Source organism: Rhizobium sp. BK591 (assembly GCF_014195045.1).
Taxonomy (GTDB): Bacteria; Pseudomonadota; Alphaproteobacteria; order Rhizobiales; family Rhizobiaceae; genus Rhizobium; species Rhizobium anhuiense.
Genome location: NZ_JACIAZ010000002.1, coordinates 567,561 through 586,131, shown reverse-complemented (window position 1 = coordinate 586,131; position 18,571 = coordinate 567,561). Strand labels below are relative to the sequence as shown.

The following is an 18,571-nucleotide window of genomic DNA, read 5'->3' as shown; positions in this document are numbered from 1 at the left end:
GAGACTAAATATAACCTCAAGTGAAAAGGATCCATGATCATGATGGGATTTGCGCTCATCGCCGATGTTCTCGGATTGCCTGCCAGGGAACCGGCATCGCGTTCGGCCTTCGGCCTGCTCTCCAGCATCGAAGAAGGCTTGCCGGTCAAGGCGCTCGATCGCATGGCGCTGCTTCTGGCGCCCGATGATGTCCAGTTCAAATACCGCCTCGTTCCGAAGGCCACCTATGAGCGGCGCAAGTCCAAGCATCGGCTCTCTTCCGACGAGGGCATAAAGCTCGCCCGTCTTGCCCGTGTCTGGGGCCTGGCACTCGATGTCTGGCAGAGCGAGGCTGAGGCGCGCGACTTCCTGTTTCGCCCGCATGCAATGTTGGAGGACAGGCGGCCGATCGACGTGGTCATCCAGAGCGAGATCGGCGGCGAGCTGGTACTCGATATCCTCGGAAGCCTGAAATACGGCAGCGCTGCGTGAGCGCACAGCATCTCGACCGGACGTTGACATCCGTCCGCATCGGCGATCCCGCCGGAACCTATCCGATCTTCGACGCCACCGGCTCGACCGTCGCGCCGGGACGGTGGAACACATCGGGCAGCCCGATCATCTACACCAGCGAGCATTATTCGACGGCGCTGCTCGAAAAGCTCGTCCACGGCAGCGGGCGGCTGCCGCCCAACCAGCACTATGTGACGATCACAATACCGCGTGGGTTAAGCTACGAGGTCTTCTCCGAGCCCGCGCTGCCCGGCTGGGACAGCATGCCGGCTGTTGTCAGCAAGGCTTTCGGCGAAAAATGGTGCCAGGAAAAACGCAGCGCCATCCTGCTGGTGCCAAGTGTCGTCGCCCGCGTCGACCGCAACATATTGATCAACCCGGCCCACCCGGAATTCCCCTCGATCACCGCGAGCCTCCACCAGCCCGTCTTCTGGGATCGCCGTCTGTTCGGCATGTGATGGGTTGGGGGCGCAATCAACGTTTCGGTGACGACCGGCGCCGCATTTCTCCCGGATTGCCGCAATCACGCCTCCCGCCGCGGCGAGCGGGCCATCAGTCTGGCATAGGCGATGGCCGACAGCATGTTGACGTGGTTGGCCTTGCCGGTGCCGGCAATGTCGAAGGCGGTGCCGTGGTCGACGGAGACGCGGTCGATCGGCAGGCCGAGGGAGACGTTGACCGCAGTCTCGAAGGCGACGAGCTTGATCGGGATATGGCCCTGGTCGTGATACTGGGCGATGACCAGATCGAAAGCCCCGTTATAGGCGCGGGCAAACACCGTATCGGCCGAGATCGGCCCGACGACGTCGATGCCTTTTGCCTGCGCCTGCTCGACGGCGGGTGCCAGGAATTCCATGTCCTCGGTGCCGAACAGACCATTTTCGCCGCAATGCGGGTTGAGGCCGGCAACGGCGATCCGCGCCTTGCGGCCGAGCCGCAGGAAGTGCCTGTGTCCGGCTTCGATGGTGGCGAGCACCCGATCGGTCTTGGCGCGCTCGATCGCCCCCTTCAGCGAGATATGGGTGGAGACGTGGATGGTGTTCAGCCGTTCGGAGGCAAGCAGCATGAAGGAACTTTTCGAGCCGGTGAGATGCGCGAGAAGCCCGGTGTGGCCGTCATGGTGATGGCCGGCAAGGTTCATCGCTTCCTTGTTGATCGGCGCGGTGACGATGACATCGGCTTGGCCCGACATGGCGAGCTCGACGGCGCGGGTGATATAACGCACCGAGGCATCGCCGGCGACGGGGCTGACCTTGCCGATTTCGGGTAGATCAGCGCCGAGCGGGACTTCGTCGACAGCGATCCTGTCGTCACCGGCGGCATCGGCAGGGCCGAATTTCAGCCCGGCGCCGGTGACGCGGTCGGCGCGTTCCAGTGCTTCGACATTGCCGACAATGACGAAATCGCGGCGCTCTTCCCTCGGAAGAGCTGCCAAGGCTTTGACGATCACTTCGGGGCCGACGCCTGCCGGATCGCCCAGCGTCACGGCGACTTTCGCATTCCTGTCCATCGAGCGAGTCCCTTCTGAAAACTTTGCCGCCTAAAAAGCGGCGGCGTAAATCGAGCGAATGTCGGCGCGCGAGAGGTCGCGCGGATTGTTATCGAGCAGACGGCGAATGGCAAAGGCGTCGTCGGCCATGGCATCGAGATCGCTCTCCGGCACGCCAAGGCCGGAGAGCTTCATTTCGATGCCGAGCTCGGCGCAGAAAGCGTAAGCCGCATCGAAGACGGATGCGGTGTTCTCCGAGGTCTCATAACCGAGCGCTTCCATCACCGCCTTCGTCTTTTCCGGGGCAGCCGGCGTGTTGAAGGCGAGCACATGCGGGAAGATCAGCGCATTGGCCGCGCCATGGGCCACATGCCAGCGGGTGCCGAGGGGATAGGCGAGCGCATGGCCGCCGGCGGTGTTGACCGGGCCCAGGCAAAGGCCGCCGTAAAGCGAGGCGAGTGACAGGCCGGCGCGCGCCTCGGCGTCGTTGCCGTCCTTGACGGCGCGGGCGAGATATTTGCCGACGAGGCGCGTTCCCTCGATCGCATAGATATCGACCATCGGATGGGCTTTGCGGTTGGTGAAGGCCTCGACGCAATGGGCCATCGCGTCGACGCCGGTGGCGGCCGTCGTACGGGCGGGTACGCTGAACGTCAAAGCCGGATCTATGACGGCGATATCGGCCAGCATGTGCAGGCTTTCCACCGCAAGCTTTGCCTTCGTGGCGGGATCGGTGACCAGCGCGCGGATGCCGGCCTCGCTGCCGGTGCCCGATGTCGTCGGCACCTGGGCGAGAGCGACCTTGCGCGGCCCATGCACCCTGTTCGGGCCGACGACCTCATGCAGCGTCTGCGTGGAGCCGGCAAGCACGGCCGCCAGTTTTGCCAGATCCATGGCGCTGCCGCCGCCGAAGCCGACGACCAGCTCGGCATTGGCGGCGTTTGCCGCCGCCAGGACCTTTTCGAGATTGGCCGTATCCGGTTCAGGCATCACATCGGAGAAGACTGCCACCTCACCCTTCAACTCCAGCACGTCGATGCGCGAGGCGTTGAAGGCATCGGAGATGACAAGTGTGCGCCGATAGCCCTTATCGGCGGCCCATTTGCCGAGCTTTCCCGCCGTGCCGACGCCGAATTCGATCAGATGCGGCCGAACGATCGTGATTGGCGAACCCAAGCTGGCCATGAACCAGTCCTCCCTGCAATATCGTCGCTCTCTTTAATGTAAAGTTGTAAGATCAATGTCAAGCCGGCATTCCAAAGGGTGGAGATTTTTATCGGCAGATATGGGCTTGCTCCGCCTTGAGACGGGGGGCTCCGTGTCAGTATCAATAAATATATCAGTGGTTTATGGAGTCTATATCGATGGCGACTGCAGTTCAGCGCAAAGGGCCGGCCGCCACGCCGACGGCGGTGAATAATCCGATCCTGTTGTCAACTACCATCCCGCTGCCGGTCGACGGCCGTTGTATCCTGCATTTTTCGCGTGCGATTGGATGCAGGTTTACAATTTTCCGGCTGCCGCTTTGCTCACGGCAGGGATTGCGGGGCGAGGCTGACATATTTGATGGCGCGCCGGTAGTAGGTGTAGGCGATATGGAGCGTGCCGTTGTGACCCTGGAGGACCGAGGGATAGGAGAATTCGCGGTTCAGCGAATCCTTCGAATTGTTGCTGAGGCAGAAGCCGTCGCCGGTATCGAGATCGATGTGACGTGGAAAGCTCTTGCCGCCATCCCGCGATATCGCCAGGCTCAGCGGCGCCCGCGGAACACCCCAAATGGCTTTGGGGCCGCCATCGGCTGCAACGACGGTCTCGCCGGCAGCGCCACCCTCGATTTCATCATAGAGCGACTGGCGCCGCGCATCCGACATGCCGGCATTCGAATGGTTGTAAACCATTGCGATTGCTCCATCATTCAGGATCGTGGCCTGGATCGAGGAATTGTTGTTCGGCAGGTCGGTGGGTTCGGGCGCACTCCAGTTCTCGCCACCATCGGAAGATCGGCTCGACAGGATGTTTACGGCGAAACGGTTGCGATAGAAGGCGATCATCTCGTCGCCGCCGAGCGGCAGGATGTTCATATGTACTGCGCCGAGACTGTCCGGAATATCCCGCATCTGCCAACTCGCGCCGCCATCGCGCGACATCAGCACGGCAGCCGTGTCGGCATCGCCGCTCCAGCGCTGGCCGTTCAGGCCGACGCAGCGGAAGACCGGAAGCAGCCAGTCGCCCCTGCCGTTGACGACGATCTGCTGGCGAACGAAGGTGCCGGGGCTGTCGCAGAGGATTCGGACAGCGCCGAAGCTCCGGCCGCCATCACTTGAAATCCGGCATTTGACAATCGAACCGTCCTGATTGCCCGAGGTCTGCGAGGTATAGAGCAGCCAGATCTTTCCGTCGGGAGCATTGAAAATCAACGGATTTTGCTCGGATTTCTGCGGATCGTCGCTCATTTTTTCCGGTTCGGACCAGCGCTCGGAGCCGGGCGCCAGCCGCGACATGTAAATCGAGATGTCACCCATGCCCTCCATGGTGCCGCCGAACCAGACGCAGGTCAGCGTGCCGTCGGGCAGAAAGGCAAGATTGGCCGCATGGTTCTGGATGCAAGGGGAGGGCAGGTAGGCCTCGGCGCGGCCCTCGATCGTGGGATGAGGGGCGATGGTCCCGGTCATCAGGGCCGGAACGGCTTCCGGGGGCAGGCCGGTAAAACGCATGACGGATCTCCTCAAGGCAGTTTGGCGTAGCTATCGGCGAGTGCGGCATAGTCGGCATCGCCGAGTGGCATCAGCGGCGCGCGCGTGCGCCTCCAGGCGGGATTGCCGGTTTTCAGCCCCACCATCGCCTTGATGGTGGGGATCTGGACGTAGGAATTGGACAGCGTGCGATAGGCGTTGATGCGGGCCTGCGCCGCCGCGACATCGCCAGCACGCGTCTCGTCATGGACATGGTCGTAGACGGTGCGCAGCGAATTCGCCACAAGATTGGAGGTGGCGGTGATGCAGCCGGCCCCGCCCGCCTTCAAGAGCGGCAGCAGCAGCGGATCGGCGCCCGCCAACACCGAAAAACTGGGATGGGCGGCGATGATTGCCTGCATGTTATTGAAATCACCGGCAGATTCTTTGATGCCGACGACCGTTTCCGGGAAGGCGGCAATCAGCCGGCCGATCAGCGGAAGGGAGAGCGGCACGCCGGAGACCTGCGGGATATGATAGAGGATGACCTGCAGGCGGGTATCGGCGACCTTTTCCAGCACCTGCGAATAGGCGGCGAAGAGCCCATCGTCGGTGACGCCCTTGTAGTAGAAGGGCGGCAGCATCACCACCTTGGTCACGCCAAGCGACAGCGCGTGCCGGGTCAGCTCCACGGTCTCGGGGATGGCGACGACACCGGTGCCCGGCAAAAGCCTGTCGGCCGGAATGCCGGCCTTCAATGCCGCTTCCAGAATCGTGCGGCGCTCGGCTGCGGAGAAGGAATTGGCCTCGCCCGTCGTGCCGAGCAGCGCCACGCCATGACATCCCTCGGCCAGCAACTGCCGGCAATGATCGGTGAAAAGGGCGAGATCAGGTGTATTGTCTGCCGTCAGCGGCGTAGCCGATGCGCTGAAAACGCCTGTAATCCTGTGATGGCTCATTCCGCCCTCCTCGGCGTGTCCTGTCTGGGGGCGATGAACCGCCCGATGGCGCATGGAAATGTCATTCATCTGTCGTGATGGAGTGCAAAGAACTTTTCCATTGCGGCTCTTTTGTCAAGAAGACAAAGTGCTGCGGTGCAGATTAGAAAACCTATCTATCTGTTATTATTTATATATTTTTACAACGAAATTTTGTTCGGATCAAAATAACGATTTTTTGTTGACATATTTACAATAACGAGAGAACGATACGGGACGGATTGTGCTGCGCCTGGCAGGTGCAGGGAGAGCGCTGCCGAATTCACCGTGGGAGGGAATGCCATGTCTTTTGACCAAACCGATAAAACCAATCTATCGCGTCGCAACGCGCTGAAGCTCGGCCTTGCGGCCGGCGTCGGCCTGACCGTGTTCGGGATGAATGCCCGCATCGTGATGGCCGATGAAGGCCAGGTGTTGAAGGTCGCGCATCCGGCCTTCGACCAGGACTGGTCGCCGCTGCGCGGCGGCGGCAGGACATTCCGCTGGAATTCGATCTGGTGGGCCTCGCCGATGTATTTCGACAGCCAAGGCAATATCAAGCCTTACGTCTTCACCAGCTGGGAATCGGCCGACAACACCGTCTGGACCTTCAAGATCGACCCCAAGGCCGTCTTCTCCGACGGCAGCAAGATCACCGCGGCCGACGTCAAGGGATCGTGGGAAGTCGCCTCGATGCCGAACACCAAGAACCAGCGCGCCGACCAGGTGCTGAGCAAGGTCAAGGGTTATGCCGAAATCGCCGCCGGTTCCGGCAACGAGCTGACGGGTGTCGCAACGCCCGACGAGGGAACGGTCGTCGTGACGCTGGCGGCCGCCGATCCGATCTTCTTCATGCGCCTCGCAAACCACATCGCGCCGATCACCAAGGCATCGCAGTCGCGCGGCAGCGACGGCGAGGAGATCATCGACTGGTACAAGCCGGATAGTAAGCCGGTCTTCTCCGGCCCCTTCAAGCTCACGAGCCTCGATATCGACGCCGGCAAGCTTTCTTTCGAGCCGAACGAGAATTTCTTCGGGCCGAAGCCGAAGCTTGCACGCATCGACATCACCTCGATCGAAGACAATGTCAGCGCGACGTCGCTGATCAAGTCGGGAGAGTTCAACGCCCATACCGAACTCATCACCTCGACCATCATCCAGGATCTCGGCCCGGAATTCTCGGCAGGACCACTGATTCCGACGAGCCAGCACTTCTGGTTCAACATCTCCCGTGCGCCGATGGACGATCCGAAGGTCCGCCAGGCGCTGATCATGGCGGTTGATCGCGACGGGCTGTTCAAGGCGTCCTATCCCGATGGGCCGCACAAGAAGGCCGACCAGATCCTCAATTCGGTTCCGGGCGCTGACAATTCCGGCTTCGAGCCCTATCCCTATGATCCGGAAGGCGCAAAAAAGCTGCTTGCGGAATCGACCTATGGCGGGCCGGAGCGCCTGCCGAAGATCCTGTTCGTCGGCATCTCGGGGCCGGCCATTCAAGCGGCCGCCCAGTTCATTGCCGAGCAGTGGCGCCAGAATCTCGGCATCACGGCCGTCGACATGAAGCCGCAACAGGACTCCTATGCCGGTCCGGACCAGAACTCGGTCCAGATCTTCCGCGACGACGTCGGCACCCGCGTGCCTGATGCGGTCTCTTATCTCGCGGGCTCCATCGCCTCGACCTCATCGAACGCACAGAACAAGCTCGGCGGGTACAAGAACGACAAGGTCGACAGCGCCCTTGCCGAAGCGACAACCAAGGCTGCGGATGATCCGCAGCGCATCGCTCTTGCCCAGCAAGCCCAGAAGGCGTTCCGCGACGATTGGGCCTTCATCCCGTGGTATTCTCAGGCGATGTCGCGCTGGGCCACCAAGGACGTCAAGGGCCTGGAAAAGAACCTCGACTGGCAGGTGGTCGAACCCTGGAACATTTCCATCGGTTGATCGGCGGAAACCGTCCCTGTCGGCACTAACCCGCGCGAAGGCTGCAAGGCCTTCGCGCAAGTTTCAAGAAGAAGAGATGCGATCGCAGCCAAAAGCGGGAACGCATCGAACAACAGGTGGGAGGTGGCCTTGCTGCGCTACGTGCTAACCCGGTTTGCCATCTGGATTCCGTCGGTTCTGGTGGTAATGCTGGCCGTCTATGCGCTGGCCTTCTATGGCGCCGGCGATCCGATCAAGCTGATCTTCCTGCGCGCGCCCGGTGATGTCGCCTATAATCCGCAGCGCATCGAAGCCATTCGCGAAAGTGCCGGCCTCAACAAGCCCTTCATCGAACAGTTCGGCCTTTACATCTGGAACCTGCTGCACGGCCAGTTCGGCAATTCGCTGACCTCGGGCCGCTCCGTCTGGGCAATGGTTTCGGCGGCTGCACCCGTCTCCTTCCAGCTGGCCCTCTGTTCGATCATCCTGACGGCCGTCGTTGCGATTCCGCTCGGCATGATCGCGGCGCTGAACCAGAATTCGCGCATCGACTATGCCATTCTGGGCTCGGCGCTCTTCCTCTGGGCGATCCCGGCCTATGTCGCCGGCCCGCTGCTGATGGTCGGCCTCATCGTGTTGCTGCCGGGTGCGAGCGTGCCCTATGGCTGGGGCGGCATATTCGATGTCCGCATCCTGCTGCCGCTGCTCGTCCTGTCCTTCCAGCCGATCGCGCTGATCGTGCGCCAGACGCGTGCTGCCGTCATCGAGGTGCTGTCGGAGGATTTCGTCCGGACCGCCCGCGCCAAGGGCGTGCCCGAGATCGTCGTGGCGCTGCGCCACATCCTGCGGCCGGTGCTCACACCCGTCGTCACCCAGCTCGGCCTGATCATGATCACCATCGTCAACGGCGCGATCTTCGTCGAACTCGTCTTCGGCCTGCCGGGCCTCGGCCGCTTGACCGTACAGGCGCTGATCAATTCCGATTATCCGGTCATTCTGGCGATCACGCTGATCGGATCGTTCCTGGTGATGGTGTCGAACCTGCTGGTGGATGTGCTCTACCCGCTGCTCGATCCACGTGCCAATGATTCAAGAAGGAGCCGCTGACCATGTCCGCCGTCCCTCTTTCCACCGCTGAAACCATCGAGGAGCCGCCGGTCAGCCTCTGGCGCGACGCTTGGTACCGGCTGAAGCGCAACAAGCTTGCCATCTTCGGCCTCGTCGTCGTCCTGATCCTCGCCTTCACGGCGATCTTTGGGCCCTATCTCACGCCCTACGACTATCTGAGCCAGGACCTCAACGCCCGCAACGCACTGCCGTCGATGAGTCATCTCTTCGGCACCGACGATCTCGGCCGCGACGTCTTCAGCCGTGTGGTCTTCGGCACGCGCACCGCTTTCCTCGTCGCCGTCATCGTCACCTTTTTCGCGGTGGTGATCGGCCTCACGCTCGGCGCGGTGGCCGGTTTCTTCGGCAATCCCTTCGATCGCGCCATCATGTGGCTGACCGATGTGACGATGTCGGTTCCCAACCTGCTGCTCGTCGTCGTCATCAACGCCTCGCTGAAATCGCCGATCAGCAAATGGATGGAGGCGCGCTACCTCGAGACCCTCAATCCCTTCTACCGCCAGACGATATGGGTGGATTTCATCCTCGTCTTCGGGTCGATGGCGTTGATCTCCTGGCCGCCCTATGCCCGTCTCGTCCGCGCCCAGGTGCTGTCGATCCGCAGCCGGCCCTATATCACCGCGGCCCAGGCGCTCGGCCTGTCGAACTGGATCATCATCAAGCGTTATGTCATTCCGAATGCGCTGGGGCCGTTGATCGTCTCGGTCAGCGCCGGTCTCGGCACGGCGATGGTGCTGGAAAGCGCCTTCAGCTTCCTCGGCGTGGGTGTCAATCCGCCGACGCCCAGCTGGGGCAACATGATCTCGGACGGGCTTCGCGTCTGGCAGCATTATCCGCATCTTCTCGCCGCTCCGGCGGCCGTGCTTGGCCTTGCCTCGGTTGCCTTCAGCTTCCTCGGCGACGGCCTCAACGACGCGCTCAATCCGCGGGGCAGCAAATGATGGACACCAAAAGCACCGACCGCCTGCTCGATGTCAGAGGCCTTACCGTCGAAATCGACGGCCGCAACGGCCCGGCCGTCGTCGTCGACGGCATCGATCTCCATGTCGACAAGGGCGAGACCCTCGGCGTCGTCGGCGAATCCGGCTGCGGCAAGAGCCTGACCATGTTGAGCCTGATGCGGCTGCTGCCGAACAAGATCAAGGTCACCAGGGGATCGGCGACGTTCGACGGGCGCGACCTGCAGACGATGTCCAATCGAGAGCTGCGCAAGGTGCGCGGCGGCGATATCGGCTTCGTTTTTCAGGATCCGATGACCTCGCTCAATCCCGTCATGCGCGTCGGCGACCAGATCTGCGAGCCGCTGATCTACCACCGCGGCATGAAAAAGGCCGAAGCCCGCACGCGCGCTGTCGAGCTTCTGCGCCTGGTCGGCATTCCCGGCCCGGAGGAGCGCCTGCAGGCCTATCCGCACGAACTTTCCGGCGGCATGCGCCAGCGGGTGATGATCGCGATCGGCCTTGCCTGCAACCCGAAACTTCTGATCGCCGATGAGCCGACGACGGCGCTTGACGTCACCATCCAGGCCCAGATCGTTGATCTGGTGAAGGATCTGCGCGCCAAGCTCGGCATGTCGGTGGTCTGGATCACCCATGACCTGGCGCTGATCGCCGGCCTCGTCGATCGCGTCGCCGTGCTCTATGCCGGCACCGTGGTCGAGGACGCGCCGGTCGACGAACTCTATGCCCGCCCGAGCCATCCCTATACGCGCGGTCTGCTGTCCTCGATCCCGAAACTGTCAGACCCGCCGGCAAGCCGGTTGAGCTCGATCGGCGGCACGCCGCCGGAGCCTGGCCGCCGGCCGAAGGGCTGCCCGTTTGCGCCGCGTTGTCCGCTTGTGGAAAACATCTGTCACGAGAAGGTGCCGCAACTCGAACCGCTGAGCGGCAGCAGCAATCATCGCGCCGCCTGTTTCGTCGTCCAGAGAATGCAGGAGGCCGCATGATGGGTGCCGAACCGCTGCTCAAGGTCGAAAACCTGGTCAAGCATTTCCACGTCAAGCTCGGCGCCTTCGGGGAGCGTTCGGCGACCGTTTATGCGCTCGACAATGTCAACCTCGACATCATGGAAGGCGAGACGCTGAGCCTTGTCGGTGAATCCGGCTGCGGTAAGTCCACGACCGGTTTCACCATCCTCAACCTCTACAAGGCGACCAGCGGCAAGGTCGTCTACAAGGGTCAGGATCTCGCGACGCTCGACGAAAAGCAGATGCGGCCCTTCCGCCGCGACCTGCAGATCGTCTTCCAGGATCCGTATTCGACGCTCAATCCGCGCATGACGGTGGGCGAAGCGATCGGCGAGCCGATCCTCTTCCACAAGCTCTGCACCAAGGCGGAGCTGAAGGAGAGGGTGGCGACGCTGCTCACCGATGTCGGCCTGCCCAAGCGATTTGCCCAACGTTACCCGCACGAGCTTTCCGGCGGCCAGCGCCAGCGCGTCGTCATCGCCCGCGCGCTCGCCTGCCAGCCGAAATTCATCGTCTGCGACGAGGCGATCTCGGCGCTCGACGTGTCGATCCAGGCACAGATCATCAATCTGCTGCTGGATCTGCAGGAGAAATATGGGCTGACCTATCTCTTCATCGCCCATGACCTCGCCGTGGTGCGCCACATCAGCACCCGCGTCGGCGTCATGTATCTTGGGCGGCTGGCCGAACTTGCCACCCGCGAGGAACTCTTCGACAATCCGCTGCACCCCTATACCAAAGCGCTGCTGTCGGCCGTTCCGGATACCGATCCGGAGCATGAGCGCACGCGTCAGCGCCAGATCCTGCAGGGCGACGTGCCGAGCCCGCTGAACCCGCCGTCGGGCTGCCGTTTCCACACGCGCTGCCCGATCGCCATGGATGTCTGCAGCAAAATCATTCCCGCGTGGAAGGAGGCGAAACCCGGCCATCTCGTCGCCTGCCACGCCGTCAACACCGGACAGACCGCATGACGCTGAAGGCCGTTATCATCGCCGATGATCTGACGGGTGCGCTCGATACCGGCACGCCCTTCGTCGAAGCCGGCCTCTCGGTTTCGGTCGCCGTCGATGTCGAGGCTGCTCAGGATGCGGTCGCCACCGGTTGTGATGTCGTCGTCGTCAATACCGCATCGCGCGCCATTGGCGAGCGCGAAGCTGCCGAGAGGGTGCGCCACGCGACTGGGGCGCTTCGCGGCGCAAAGCCTGATATCGTCATGAAGAAGATCGACTCCCGGTTGAAGGGTAATGTCGCGGCGGAAAGCCTGGCGCTGGCGGAGGTGCTCGGCCTGGAGACCATTCTCGTGGCGCCCGCCATTCCCGATCAGGAGCGCGTGACCTACCGGGGCTGCGTCGTCGGCCGCGGCGTCGACGGGCCGCTGCCGATCGCCGATCTGTTCAAGGGCCGCGCGGGCAATGTTGCCGTTGCCGATGCGGAGGACGATATGGATCTCGACCAGATCGTTGCCGATCATGACTGGCGGCTGACACTTGCGGTGGGCGCCCGGGGTCTCGGCGCCGCACTTGCCCGCCGGCTTGGCGAAGAGGAGCGACAGCCAATGCCGGAATTTGCAGCGACCCCACGTACGCTATTTGCCTTCGGCTCGCGCGACCCGATTACCATAGCCCAGATGGACCGGCTCGAAGCTTCGGGCGTTCTGCGCATGGTGGTGGACGCGCCGATGGGGGAGATCGAAGGCGGGGAGGGCATGGCGCTGCCGGCGCTGCTGCGCTGCTCCGGCGATATGGCAGCCGATACAACACTGGTCGCCCACCGTTTTGCGGCAGGCGTCAAAACGGTTATCGACGATACTGGGCCTGACATGCTGATGCTCGGGGGTGGCGACACGGCGCTTGCTGTTTTCCATGCGCTCGGGGTCAGGGTGCTCGCCCCGAAGGGCGAGATCGAAGCCGGCGTGCCATGGTTCGATGTCACGGCCACCGATGGTCGGCATTTTCGGTGCGCCGTGAAGTCCGGGGGCTTCGGCAAGCCCGATAGTTTGCTAAGACTGGTTCGTTGGAATCGGGCGGCATAGAACAGGATGAGAGCATGATGTCGTCCGAAAACGGCTCACGCTTTTCGGCATCATGCTCTAGTAAGATACCGCCGGGGAGAATGACGTGGCTGAAGTGAATGGCGAATCTTTGAACGCGGAAGCCGGCCCGCCGGGCAAGCCGGAACGCGGCAAGGCCGTCAAGTTGGTCGATCGCGTCTTCGACCAGTTGCTCGAGCGTATCCGCGGCGGAAACTATCCGCCGGATTCACGCCTTCCCGGCGAGCATGAGCTTGCCTCGATGCTGGGTGTGTCGCGGCCGATCGTCCGCGATGCGCTGGCGCGCCTGCGTGATCAGGGCATGGTCTATGCCCGGCAGGGCGCCGGCACTTTCGTCAGCGCGCATGGATCGCCGACGACGCAGCTTGCCTATTCGCCAGTCAAGACGATCGCCGATATTCAGCGCTGTTACGAATTCCGCCTGACGATCGAGCCGGCGGCCGCCTATTTCGCTGCCAAGCGCCGCAATGAGCAGGCGATCCAGAAGATCGCCAGCGCGCTTGCGGATCTGCGTGAAGCGACCAGCCATCAGCTTCACCGCACCGACGCCGATTTCATGTTCCATCGTGCCGTCACCGAAGCCGCCAACAATCACTATTACACGGCCTCGATCGATGCGCTGAAGGCCCATATCGCCGTCGGCATGCATCTCCACGGCCTCTCCCTGCTCGGCCCGCGCCAGGGGCTGGAACAGGTCTATGAAGAGCACAACGCCATCTACAAGGCGATCGCCGATGGCCGGCCTGACGATGCGCAGAGGCTGATGAAGGCGCATCTCGAAGGCTCCCGGGACCGCCTGTTCGAAGGCAGGGTGCTCGACCTGTCCTTCTGAAGCGCATTCCCAGGCGGCTAACCGCTCGAAATGAGTCAGCCGGATTTCTGCTTCTTGATGATGCTGATGTTGCCGCTCACTTCGAGGATGGCAAATTTTATCTCCGTCACGCTCTCGATACCTTCCTGGCTTCGCGCTGCCTGCATGACATCTTCCTTCTGCAGCCGGGCTCCTTTGAGCGCGCGTTCGTCGTAGACGCCATCCGTCACCAGAACGGTCGGAACGCCATCGATGATATGAGCTGCGCGAGGCCACCACCTCTTGACGTAGGACAGGCCGATGTCGGTCGTAAAGAGTGTCAGCGCGGACGCAAAAGTTCCCGGTGATGACGGGGCCGTTGCCGTGTACATCGGATGCGTAGCAGTCCAGGCGCCTTCGCCGATCAAGGGAACGAAGCGCACCCCGCCGAGATCCTCTTTCTCGAAGGCGCTGGCCCCGGTACGGGTGAGGCGTTTCAGGCGCTGCGCTTCACTACGTCCGACCGGAATGATCAGCCGCCCTCCGAGGGTCAGCTGTTCTTTCAAGGCGGTTGGCACCTCGGGTGCACTCGCAGAAACGATAATGGCATCGAACGGAGCGGCTTCCGCCCACCCTTTGCTGCCGTCGCCGACGCGAACGTCAATGTTGTCGTATCCCAGCTTCTCGAAGCGTTCCTTGGCCTGAAGCGCCAGTCTTTCATGGCGCTCGATGGAATAGACGTGGCCTGCTATCCGGCTCATCAGGGCTGAAGCATAGCCGGAGCCCGTTCCGACCTCGAGCACTTTGTCGCCGGCATCCAGATCGGCCTTTTCGAGCATGAGAGCCACGATGAACGGCTGCGAAATTGTCTGGCCCTCGCCAATCGACAGCGGCGCATCCTCATAGGCGAATTCCTCGAAGCCTGGAGCGACGAATTTTTCGCGCGGCACCAGGCGCATTGCCCTGGTGACGTTTTGATCGCGAATACCACGACCTGACACCTGGTGCTCCACCATGCGTTCTCGGATGCGCGTCATGTCCACGGATCAGCTCCACTGTCGCCGATTGCACCTTGGGCAAACGTCCGGGTGGTGCAGACTGTAAAACAAATGGGCGACGAGGGAGTTCCTGCGCGGAGCAGATTTTGGCAAGCGGCGAGGGCGCGGGTGAAGCGACACCCGATGGGTCGCACTTCATCCTTGAATCCACCCCGCTACATGCAAAAGTTGCATAATGCATGTTATGGAACTAAAATATATTTTAAATTACAATAGCTTGTATTAAATCGCGCGCGTCCGCCCCGCGTTCCAAGACGCTCCCCGTCACAACATATCGCAACAATAAAGCGCAAACCGCAACACCGAACCGCAGCATAATGCATCGCTCCCAGCCGACTTGCCGGTTTGCTGACGCCCTTTCCAATCATCGAAATGACGAGGCACTTTAATGTACACAAAGATAATCACGCTGGCCGCCGTGGCTTTCTCGGCCGTGCCGGCTTTTGCCGCCGATGCCGTGGTTCAAGATCCCGCTTACATCCAGCAGGCACAGACCCAGTCGGCCTTCGACTGGTCGGGATTTTATCTCGGGCTTCAAGGCGGATACACCTCGACACATGCGAGCTATCTCAACGGTTCCGAGCAGGATCTGGATGGAGGTTCGACGGGTATCTATGGTGGATATAATTTCCAGCACGGTCCCTTCGTCTTCGGTATCGAGAATGACTTCAACTACAACTGGAAGGACGGGAGCGACGTTTCCCTCAAATGGGACGGCTCGGCGCGCGGGCGCGTGGGATATGCCTTGGACCGTACGCTGATCTACGGAACCGGAGGTTTGGCCGCGGCCGGTGGAGAAGTCGACGTGCCCGGCGTTGGCAAGAAGGACGACATTCTGATCGGCTGGACAGCCGGCGGCGGCGTGGAACATGCCCTGACCGACAATATAGTGATGCGCGCCGAATATCGTTATGACGACTTCGGACGCAAGGATTTCGGCTCGGCGCTTGGCGATTTCGAGGTCAATCAGCAAAAGGTCACGGTCGGCACCAGCTTCAAATTCTGAACGTCGATCCGATTACGCCTCGACATCGGTTGAGGCGTGATCATCTCCTGGTGTGCGAATATTGGCATTGCAGGCAATCTCTGATCTAGTCTCGAACTCTCTCCGCCGGGCAGTCCAGCCGCAGGCTCCTGATATTCGAAACGAGCGAGAGCTGTATTCTCATGACCACGCACCGCTTCATTCCGACAAGCTTTCACAATGTCATCGGCTCTCTTCAGCCGGCCCTGCATATCGCCGACGGCGATACCGTCATTACCGAGACGCTTGATGCCGCCGGGCATGACAAGGCTGGCATCAAGCAGGCATCTGGCGGCAATCCGATGAACGGCCCGATCTTCGTCGAAGGGGCTGAGCCCGGAGATGCCCTGAAGGTCGAGATCATCAGCATGACCCCGACCAGGGATACGGGTTTTACCGGCAGCGTCGTCGCGGCCAATGTCGTCGATCCCGAGGCGGTTCGCGACCTGCCGCCGCGCGATGTCGCCATCTGGGCCATCGACCGCGAGGCCTTGACCGTCCGGCTTTCCGAGCCCGTCTCCGGCCTCGAAAATTTCGTTCTGCCTCTCGCCCCGATGATCGGCTGTTTCGGCGTGGCGCCCAGCCTCGGCCAGGCGATATCGACTGCGACCAGCGGCGAATATGGCGGCAACATGGATTATCGGCTGTTCGGCCCGGGCACCACGGTCCGCTTCCCGGTAGCGGCGCCCGGCGCCTTGTTCTTTTTGGGCGACTGCCATGCCGTACAGGGGGATGGCGAGATCGTCGGAACCGGCGTCGAGACGACGTTCGAAGTCACGGTGCGGCTGACGGTGGAGAAGAAAGCCGGCCTGGTCTGGCCGCGCGGGGAAACCGCCGACGACATCTTCACCATCGGCAACGCCCGGCCCCTCGATCAGGCGCTCCAGCATGCGACCAGCGAAATGCTGGCCTGGCTGGCATCGGACTATGGCCTGGACAGGACGGCGGCCAGCCATCTGCTCGGCCAGGTGGTGCGTTACGATGTCGGCAATGTCTTCGATCCGGCCTATACGATGGCCTGCCGTGTCGCCAAGAAATGGCTGGTCGGCTGATAGAGATCATCGGAACCTACCATCCCTGGTTGGACTCCTCTCCACGCCTGACATGATCGACTACCTCAGCCCGCGGAGCATTGGGAAGAAACAGTTCAAAAGCAGCGGAAAGGTCCGTGCGGCCGCGGCGGATTTCGCCGACGCCGGCTTCCACTCCGATCAGGCCTCTATTGTGCACATCGGCGAGCCTGACGATCAGATCGGCGTAATTGTGCGAAAGTCCTGCGCGCGTCAGCGTTGCCGGCCAATCGGCACGCGGCAGTTCGCGTGCGACGACGCTCCGGGTCATTAACCGCCCCAAGGCCGCAGCGATCTCGAGCGCCGTGTATTCGCGCGGCCCCTCGCCATGGACGATACGCGGCGAATGTCCATGTTCCTCGCCGGCCAGCAGAAGGTCGGCTGCCATACCGCCAATATCGGCGGCGGAGACTGTCGGGAAAGGCCGCGATAGCGGCTGGTGCATGCTCGGCATTATGCCGGTCTCGCCAGCGATCTTCAGGTAGCGTGCCCAGTTTTCCATATGTTCGGCCGAGCGCAGAAAGACCATCTCGGTAGCGCATTGCCGGAACCGTTCCTCCATCGCACGGAACAGGCTGGTAATGCCGGTATCGATCGTCAGATGTGCGCCGTAATCCGAGATCGCCAGGACGCGCGGCGGCCTGGCGGCGTCGATCGCGTCCGCCATCCGCTCGATTGATCGCAGCATCTGGCGTCTGGCATCGGCAGCATGCGGATTGATTGGGCAGATGAGCTGGACGGCCGTCGCATTCCTCATCGCGCCGGCCATGGCATCGGCATCGCCAATCTCGGCAATGGCGATCTCGCATCCGAGTGCTGCAAATGGTGCAGCCTTGCCGGGATCACGGAGCACCGCCCTGACGGGTGCGCCCTCGGCCGAAAGCTTTGTTATCGTTGCCTTGCCGACCTTGCCGGTGGCGCCGAAGATGACAAACATGGTTCTCTCCTTCGCTTGTTCGCTATCGAAAGAGGATGCCTTGATGTCGTGGATCTGGCCTGCGCATTCGGCCGATCCGTTGCAGGATCGGCCATTTTTCGTCAATTGACCAAGCGGGCGATAGTGCCTGGGCTGATGCCGAGCAGCCGCTTCATGCTGTTTGCCATATGGCTTTGATGCGCAAAGCCTGCCGCCAGCGCGATCTGGCTCAGCGGCAGGCCGGAGGTCCGAATCAATGCCTCGGCGCGCGAGACCCGGCGTTGCATCACATATTGATGCGGCGGTATGCCGAAACTATTTCGAAATTGCGTCTTCAGGTGCGAGAGGCTGAGTCCGGCAAGACCGGCAAGTTCGGCAAGCGAAAGCAGCGCGTCGAGATTGTCCTCGATGTAGTCGGTAAGTATCCGCTTCTGCCGGGGCGAGAGCGCTCTACCGGCATCCGCCGGGCGAGAACTGCCGCTGCCGGCCTCGACCAGACGGAGCGCCAAGGCTGTTGCCAGCGTATCGGCATAGAGATGGTCGGACGGCTCGTCCGCTTCGAGCTCCGCTTTCAAGGCCCAGGCGATTGCCTCGAGTCGCTGATCGCGGAGCTGAAATTTCGGCGCCATCGCTTCCGCGGGATCGCGTCCGAGGTCGATGGCAGCCTGATTGAAGAGATCCTTGTTGATCTTCAGCCGCAGGATCATGCATTCGCCGTCGTCCTCCCAGAAGCCATCCAGGCCGGCTGGCACCACATCGATATCGCCATGCTTCTGCAGCCGGCGATGCTCCCGCCCGTCACAGCGGCATTGCGCTCGCACAGGTCGGCCGACGTGGATTCCGAGGCGATGATAGGGTGTCCCTGCAATATGGGTGCGGCCGGGCGGAATGCGCAGCAGCTCGGCCTCCAAGCCGCGCCAGCCACGCCCCCTGCTCGTTGCAAGGATGGTCGCGCTTCCTGCTTGCGGATGATCGTTCATTGGTCCGTCCCATTCGCTTTCGAATGGGACGGAGACTAT

General features: G+C 62.0%; 18 protein-coding genes and 1 pseudogene. 11 read left to right on the top strand and 8 right to left on the bottom strand.

What is annotated here, in order from left to right; all coding sequences use genetic code 11:
* The first annotated feature begins 39 nt into the window (after positions 1–39).
* Together FHX10_RS09840 and FHX10_RS09835 are read left to right on the top strand one after the other, a co-directional pair.
* Complete coding sequence (locus FHX10_RS09840; protein ID WP_047613499.1) at positions 40–471, top strand: antitoxin Xre/MbcA/ParS toxin-binding domain-containing protein; 432 nt, start codon at positions 40–42, stop codon at positions 469–471.
* Positions 468–950 carry an RES family NAD+ phosphorylase gene (locus FHX10_RS09835; protein WP_097622810.1) on the top strand — a complete coding sequence of 161 codons (483 nt, stop codon included), beginning with the start codon at positions 468–470 and terminating at the stop codon, positions 948–950. The genes FHX10_RS09840 and FHX10_RS09835 overlap by 4 nt, the downstream gene beginning before the upstream one ends.
* Positions 951–1,015: 65 nt before the next feature.
* Here FHX10_RS09835 and pdxA read toward each other — a convergent pair whose 3' ends face one another.
* The 4 genes from pdxA to FHX10_RS09815 all read right to left on the bottom strand — a co-directional run bounded on the left by pdxA (position 1,016) and on the right by FHX10_RS09815 (position 5,612).
* Positions 1,016–2,002, bottom strand: coding sequence for a 4-hydroxythreonine-4-phosphate dehydrogenase PdxA (pdxA, locus tag FHX10_RS09830; RefSeq protein ID WP_047613224.1), 987 nt, complete (start codon positions 2,000–2,002; stop codon positions 1,016–1,018).
* A gap of 30 nt (positions 2,003–2,032) precedes the next feature.
* A complete protein-coding gene (locus FHX10_RS09825) occupies positions 2,033–3,166 on the bottom strand; it encodes an iron-containing alcohol dehydrogenase (protein ID WP_063476179.1) in 1,134 nt (377 codons plus the stop codon).
* A 344-nt stretch (positions 3,167–3,510) separates the two neighbouring features.
* On the bottom strand, positions 3,511–4,695 hold the full coding sequence (locus FHX10_RS09820) for a sialidase family protein (protein WP_063476178.1): 1,185 nt from the start codon (positions 4,693–4,695) through the stop codon (positions 3,511–3,513).
* 11 nt (positions 4,696–4,706) lie between these two features.
* Complete coding sequence (locus FHX10_RS09815; RefSeq protein WP_047613498.1) at positions 4,707–5,612, bottom strand: dihydrodipicolinate synthase family protein; 906 nt, start codon at positions 5,610–5,612, stop codon at positions 4,707–4,709.
* Positions 5,613–5,933: 321 nt separating this feature from the next.
* Between FHX10_RS09815 and FHX10_RS09810 the strand changes: the two genes are divergently transcribed.
* From FHX10_RS09810 to FHX10_RS09780, 7 genes are all read left to right on the top strand, one after another.
* Positions 5,934–7,571, top strand: coding sequence for an ABC transporter substrate-binding protein (locus tag FHX10_RS09810; protein ID WP_047613219.1), 1,638 nt, complete (start codon positions 5,934–5,936; stop codon positions 7,569–7,571).
* A gap of 129 nt (positions 7,572–7,700) precedes the next feature.
* A complete protein-coding gene (locus FHX10_RS09805) occupies positions 7,701–8,657 on the top strand; it encodes an ABC transporter permease (RefSeq protein ID WP_047613496.1) in 957 nt (318 codons plus the stop codon).
* A 2-nt stretch (positions 8,658–8,659) separates the two neighbouring features.
* The gene (locus tag FHX10_RS09800) at positions 8,660–9,619 is read left to right on the top strand and encodes an ABC transporter permease (protein ID WP_047613218.1); all 960 of its coding nucleotides are present in this window, start codon (positions 8,660–8,662) and stop codon (positions 9,617–9,619) included.
* Complete coding sequence (locus FHX10_RS09795; protein WP_047613216.1) at positions 9,616–10,623, top strand: ABC transporter ATP-binding protein; 1,008 nt, start codon at positions 9,616–9,618, stop codon at positions 10,621–10,623. The genes FHX10_RS09800 and FHX10_RS09795 overlap by 4 nt, the downstream gene beginning before the upstream one ends.
* Positions 10,623–11,615, top strand: a complete 993-nt coding sequence (locus FHX10_RS09790) for an ABC transporter ATP-binding protein (protein ID WP_097544702.1) — start codon at positions 10,623–10,625, stop codon at positions 11,613–11,615. The genes FHX10_RS09795 and FHX10_RS09790 overlap by 1 nt, the downstream gene beginning before the upstream one ends.
* Complete coding sequence (locus FHX10_RS09785) at positions 11,612–12,676, top strand: four-carbon acid sugar kinase family protein (protein WP_097622809.1); 1,065 nt, start codon at positions 11,612–11,614, stop codon at positions 12,674–12,676. Before FHX10_RS09790 ends, FHX10_RS09785 begins: the two co-directional genes overlap by 4 nt.
* Before the next feature lie 85 nt (positions 12,677–12,761).
* On the top strand, positions 12,762–13,526 hold the full coding sequence (locus tag FHX10_RS09780) for a FadR/GntR family transcriptional regulator (protein WP_047613211.1): 765 nt from the start codon (positions 12,762–12,764) through the stop codon (positions 13,524–13,526).
* Positions 13,527–13,561: 35 nt separating this feature from the next.
* Here the strand turns inward: FHX10_RS09780 and FHX10_RS35560 are convergent, their stop codons facing one another.
* Both FHX10_RS35560 and FHX10_RS09775 read right to left on the bottom strand, forming a co-directional pair.
* Entirely contained in the window at positions 13,562–13,801 is a 240-nt protein-coding gene (locus FHX10_RS35560; RefSeq protein ID WP_409527291.1) for a YetF domain-containing protein, read from the bottom strand.
* Positions 13,802–13,834: 33 nt separating this feature from the next.
* Positions 13,835–14,527: pseudogene (locus tag FHX10_RS09775) on the bottom strand (protein-L-isoaspartate(D-aspartate) O-methyltransferase); the annotation flags it as partial.
* A gap of 403 nt (positions 14,528–14,930) precedes the next feature.
* Between FHX10_RS09775 and FHX10_RS09770 the strand changes: the two are divergent.
* Positions 14,931–15,548: an outer membrane protein gene (locus FHX10_RS09770; protein WP_047613209.1), complete on the top strand. Its 618-nt coding sequence runs from the start codon at positions 14,931–14,933 to the stop codon at positions 15,546–15,548.
* A gap of 161 nt (positions 15,549–15,709) precedes the next feature.
* Positions 15,710–16,618 (top strand): acetamidase/formamidase family protein, encoded by a 909-nt coding sequence (locus FHX10_RS09765; protein ID WP_063476161.1) that lies wholly within the window; start codon positions 15,710–15,712, stop codon positions 16,616–16,618.
* A 16-nt stretch (positions 16,619–16,634) separates the two neighbouring features.
* Here the strand turns inward: FHX10_RS09765 and FHX10_RS09760 are convergent, their stop codons facing one another.
* Positions 16,635–17,573, bottom strand: coding sequence for an NAD(P)H-binding protein (locus FHX10_RS09760; protein ID WP_063476160.1), 939 nt, complete (start codon positions 17,571–17,573; stop codon positions 16,635–16,637).
* A gap of 101 nt (positions 17,574–17,674) precedes the next feature.
* Entirely contained in the window at positions 17,675–18,532 is an 858-nt protein-coding gene (locus tag FHX10_RS09755) for a helix-turn-helix transcriptional regulator (RefSeq protein ID WP_097544071.1), read from the bottom strand.
* Between the last annotated feature and the right edge of the window lie 39 nt (positions 18,533–18,571).

What these genes read in the sequence shown, in the direction of transcription:
- FHX10_RS09840 (WP_047613499.1), top strand. Translation starts at nt 40, where the DNA reads ATGATGGGATTTGCGCTCATCGCCGATGTTCTCGGATTGCCTGCCAGG.
- pdxA (WP_047613224.1), bottom strand. Translation starts at nt 2,002, where the DNA reads ATGGACAGGAATGCGAAAGTCGCCGTGACGCTGGGCGATCCGGCAGGC.
- FHX10_RS09825 (WP_063476179.1), bottom strand. Translation starts at nt 3,166, where the DNA reads ATGGCCAGCTTGGGTTCGCCAATCACGATCGTTCGGCCGCATCTGATC.
- FHX10_RS09820 (WP_063476178.1), bottom strand. Translation starts at nt 4,695, where the DNA reads ATGCGTTTTACCGGCCTGCCCCCGGAAGCCGTTCCGGCCCTGATGACC.
- FHX10_RS09815 (WP_047613498.1), bottom strand. Translation starts at nt 5,612, where the DNA reads ATGAGCCATCACAGGATTACAGGCGTTTTCAGCGCATCGGCTACGCCG.
- FHX10_RS09810 (WP_047613219.1), top strand. Translation starts at nt 5,934, where the DNA reads ATGTCTTTTGACCAAACCGATAAAACCAATCTATCGCGTCGCAACGCG.
- FHX10_RS09800 (WP_047613218.1), top strand. Translation starts at nt 8,660, where the DNA reads ATGTCCGCCGTCCCTCTTTCCACCGCTGAAACCATCGAGGAGCCGCCG.
- FHX10_RS09795 (WP_047613216.1), top strand. Translation starts at nt 9,616, where the DNA reads ATGATGGACACCAAAAGCACCGACCGCCTGCTCGATGTCAGAGGCCTT.
- FHX10_RS09790 (WP_097544702.1), top strand. Translation starts at nt 10,623, where the DNA reads ATGGGTGCCGAACCGCTGCTCAAGGTCGAAAACCTGGTCAAGCATTTC.
- FHX10_RS09785 (WP_097622809.1), top strand. Translation starts at nt 11,612, where the DNA reads ATGACGCTGAAGGCCGTTATCATCGCCGATGATCTGACGGGTGCGCTC.
- FHX10_RS09770 (WP_047613209.1), top strand. Translation starts at nt 14,931, where the DNA reads ATGTACACAAAGATAATCACGCTGGCCGCCGTGGCTTTCTCGGCCGTG.
- FHX10_RS09765 (WP_063476161.1), top strand. Translation starts at nt 15,710, where the DNA reads ATGACCACGCACCGCTTCATTCCGACAAGCTTTCACAATGTCATCGGC.
- FHX10_RS09760 (WP_063476160.1), bottom strand. Translation starts at nt 17,573, where the DNA reads ATGTTTGTCATCTTCGGCGCCACCGGCAAGGTCGGCAAGGCAACGATA.
- FHX10_RS09755 (WP_097544071.1), bottom strand. Translation starts at nt 18,532, where the DNA reads ATGAACGATCATCCGCAAGCAGGAAGCGCGACCATCCTTGCAACGAGC.